Below are 3,304 nucleotides of genomic sequence, written 5' to 3'. Positions count from 1 at the left end.
CACGCCGCGACGGGGCCGGGGCGCCGCCCCGCTCCCCGTCCTGCCGAAGGTCCGCCTCGCTGCCCTCGGGCATTACTTCGTCACCGCGGCGGCCAGCTTGGACAGCGGCTCGGCGAGCGCGTTGACCGCGTCGGACAGCTCCTTGCGGTCCGCCGCGCCGACCTTGTCGTACGGGGTGAAGGTGTAGGAGGCCTTGTCCGCCCGGTACTTGTCCAGCAGGGTGTTCAGGGCGGCGAACTGCTTGTCCAGGGAGGCGGTCAGCGCCGCGTCGTTCTTCGAGGCGATCGGCTTCAGGAGCGCGTACGACGTCTCCGCGCCCTCGACGTTCGCCTTGAAGTCGACGAGGTCGGTGTGGCTGTAGCGCTCCTCCTCGCCGGTGACCTTGCCGGTGGCGACCTCGTCGAGGAGCTCCTTGGCGCCGTTGGCCATCGAGGTCGGGGTGATCTCCGCCTTGCCCACGCGCTTCTGCCAGTCGGTCAGGTCCTTCAGGAGCACGGGCGCGAGGGCCTTCTCCTCGGCGCCCAGCTTCCCGTCCTGCCACAGCGCCTTCTCCAGGCGGTGCCAGCCGGTCCACTTCTGGCCGTCCTCCAGGCCGTCCTCCCGGACGTCGACCTTCGGGTCGATGTCGCCGAAGGACTCCGCGACCGGCTCGGTCCGCTCCCAGCCGATGCGGGAGTCGGCGTACGCCTTCTTCGCCGCCTCGACGTCCCCGGCGGCGACCGCGTCGGTGAAGACCTTGACCTTGGGCAGGGTCTCGTCGGCCTGCGCCTGCACGTAGGTGCGGTAGCCGGCGACCGCCTTGTCCATCTCGGGGCTGCGCTTGGCCGCGGTGCCGCCGGTGACCTCGACGGTCTGCCGGATGCCCTTGCCCTTCATGCCCGGTTTGCAGGCGATCTCGTACGTGCCGGCCTTGATCTCCGCCGTGATCCGCGCCTTGGTGCCGGGGCCGATGTTCTCGCGCTCGGTGACGATGCGGTCGTCCGGGAACAGGACGTAGACCTCGGTGACCTTGGAGCCCTTGTTCTCCACCGCGAGTTCGAGGTGGCCGGCCGGGAGCTTCTTCTGCGACACCTCGCAGGCGTCGTCCGTGGCGACGACCTCGACCGCCCCGTCCGCCTTGCCGTCGCTCTTCTCGGCGCAGCCCGTGACGGCGGTCAGTGCGGCCAGGGTGGTGGCAGCGGTGACGACGGAGAGACGAACGGCTCGCATGCGGGCTCCACGGAAGAGGTGAGACGACGAAGAAGGGTCGGACAAAGGCGGGTGAGGCGGACCTAACTTAACCGTGCCTTACCTCGCCGGTACCCTCCTCGGCAGTGATTCAGCTCTCACCTCGCGACACCGGAAACGGTCCGGTCACGGCCGTCTCATGGCCGACCCACGAAAAGGTCAAGCGCGGGTCAAGGGGGCTTCTCGGTGCGACGCCCGACGGGCGCGCCCGCACACCCGTGGCGTGGGCCGGGTGGCACCGCGGGTCTCCGGGCGGTGCTTGAATGCGGACGTGAACGACTTCGGCGTACCCGACGGCATCGACGTACTGCGCGTGTTCTGCGGCCCGGACGGCCGTCACGGCAATCCGCTCGGCGTCGTGCGGGACGGACGCAGGTATCCCGGCAACGAGTCGCGGCAGGCGCTCGCCCGGCGACTGGGCTTCAGCGAGACCGTGTTCGTCGACGACCCGGAGCGCGGCACCGTCGACATCCGTACGCCCGGACTGCGGCTGCCGTTCGCCGGGCACCCACTCGTCGGCGCGGCCTGGCTGCTCGACCTGGAGGTCCTCGAACTGCCCGTCGGGGACGTGTTCGCCCGCCAGGACGGCGAGTTCACCTGGATCACGGCCCGCCCCGAGTGGGCGCCGCCGAGGACGCTGGAGCGCTACGCGTCGGCGGCGGAGGTGGAGGCGCTGACGGAGCCGCCGCCCGGTGAGGGGTGGCTCTACGTCTGGGCGTGGGAGGACGAGGCGGCGGGCCGCGTACGGGCGCGGGCCTTCCCGCGCAGGGGCGACGACGTCGACGAGGACGAGGCGACCGGCGCGGCGGCCATGCTGCTGAGCGCGGAACTCGGCCGCGCCCTCAACATCAGGCAGGGGCGCGGCTCCCAGATCCTCACGGCCCCCGCACCGGACGGCACGGTGGAGATCGGGGGCCGCGTCCTGCTGGCGGCCGGGGGCGCCGGGCACTGAGCGGCCGGGCCCCGCCGCACGGCCCGGAGACCCGGCCCGCGCCTCACGGCAGGGTCAGGACGTCCGCGCCGGTCTCGGTGACGACGAGGGTGTGCTCGAACTGGGCGGTCCGCCTGCGGTCCTTCGTCACCACGGTCCAGCCGTCGTCCCACATGTCGTACTCGTGGGTGCCGAGCGTCAGCATCGGTTCGATGGTGAAGGTCATGCCGGGCTGCATCACGGTGGTCGCGTGCGGGCTGTCGTAGTGGGGGACGATGAGACCGGAGTGGAACGAGGTGTTGATCCCGTGTCCGGTGAAGTCCCGCACCACGCCGTACCCGAACCGCTTGGCGTACGACTCGATGACCCGCCCGATCACGTTGATCTGCCGCCCCGGCCGCACCGCCTTGACGGCGCGGTTCAGCGACTCCCGGGTGCGTTCCACGAGCAGCCGCGACTCCTCGTCGACGTCGCCGCAGAGGTAGGTGGCGTTGTTGTCGCCGTGCACCCCGTTGATGTACGCGGTGACGTCGAGGTTCACGATGTCGCCGTCCCGCAGCACCGTGGAGTCGGGGATGCCGTGGCAGATGACCTCGTTGAGCGACGTGCAGAGGGACTTGGGGAAGCCCCGGTAGCCGAGCGTCGAGGGGTACGCCCCGTGGTCGACCATGAACTCGTGGGCGACCCGGTCGAGTTCGTCGGTGGTGACGCCGGGGGCGATGTGCTTCGCGGCCTCCTCCATCGCCTGTGCGGCGATACGGCCCGCGATCCGCATGCGCTCCACGGTGTCGGAGTCCTGGATCTCCGGCCCGGTGTACGGGGTGGGAGCGGGCTTCCCCACGTACTCGGGACGCCGGATGTTTCCGGGCACGGAACGGACGGGAGTGATCTCCCCTGGTACGAGCAGCGACTGGCCAGACATGCGAGCGAGTCTAACCAGCGTGCTCGGGGCAGCATGGCAACGAGGAAAGGATCCGACGATGGCCCTGTTCAAGAAGCGCACGGTGGGCAAACCGGGCGAGTGGTACTACTGCCTGGAGCACAAGAAGGTCGAGGAAGAAGGTCATCGAGGTCAACAAGCCGCTCGTCGTCGACGGCACCAAGGTCTACCTCAACGCCCACGGCTACGCCCCGGTCATCTCCGTC

General features: G+C 70.2%; 3 protein-coding genes. 1 reads left to right on the top strand and 2 read right to left on the bottom strand.

Features of this window, described 5'->3' with window-relative positions; genetic code table 11:
* Nucleotides 1-72 precede the first annotated feature (72 nt).
* Nucleotides 73-1,209, bottom strand: a complete 1,137-nt coding sequence (gene efeO / locus ABZ371_RS30600; RefSeq protein WP_358685755.1) for an iron uptake system protein EfeO — start codon at nt 1,207-1,209, stop codon at nt 73-75.
* Between the two features lie 289 nt (nt 1,210-1,498).
* Between efeO and ABZ371_RS30595 the strand changes: the two genes are divergently transcribed.
* Complete coding sequence (locus tag ABZ371_RS30595) at nt 1,499-2,179, top strand: PhzF family phenazine biosynthesis protein (protein ID WP_358685753.1); 681 nt, start codon at nt 1,499-1,501, stop codon at nt 2,177-2,179.
* A gap of 43 nt (nt 2,180-2,222) precedes the next feature.
* Here the strand turns inward: ABZ371_RS30595 and map are convergent, their stop codons facing one another.
* The gene (gene map / locus ABZ371_RS30590; RefSeq protein ID WP_358685751.1) at nt 2,223-3,080 is read right to left on the bottom strand and encodes a type I methionyl aminopeptidase; all 858 of its coding nucleotides are present in this window, start codon (nt 3,078-3,080) and stop codon (nt 2,223-2,225) included.
* Between the last annotated feature and the right edge of the window lie 224 nt (nt 3,081-3,304).

This window comes from Streptomyces sp. NPDC005899 (genome assembly GCF_040629645.1).
Classification (GTDB): domain Bacteria; phylum Actinomycetota; class Actinomycetes; order Streptomycetales; family Streptomycetaceae; genus Streptomyces.
The sequence above is the reverse complement of the archived record's forward strand: the minus strand, read 5'-3'. Positions and strand labels throughout refer to the sequence as shown.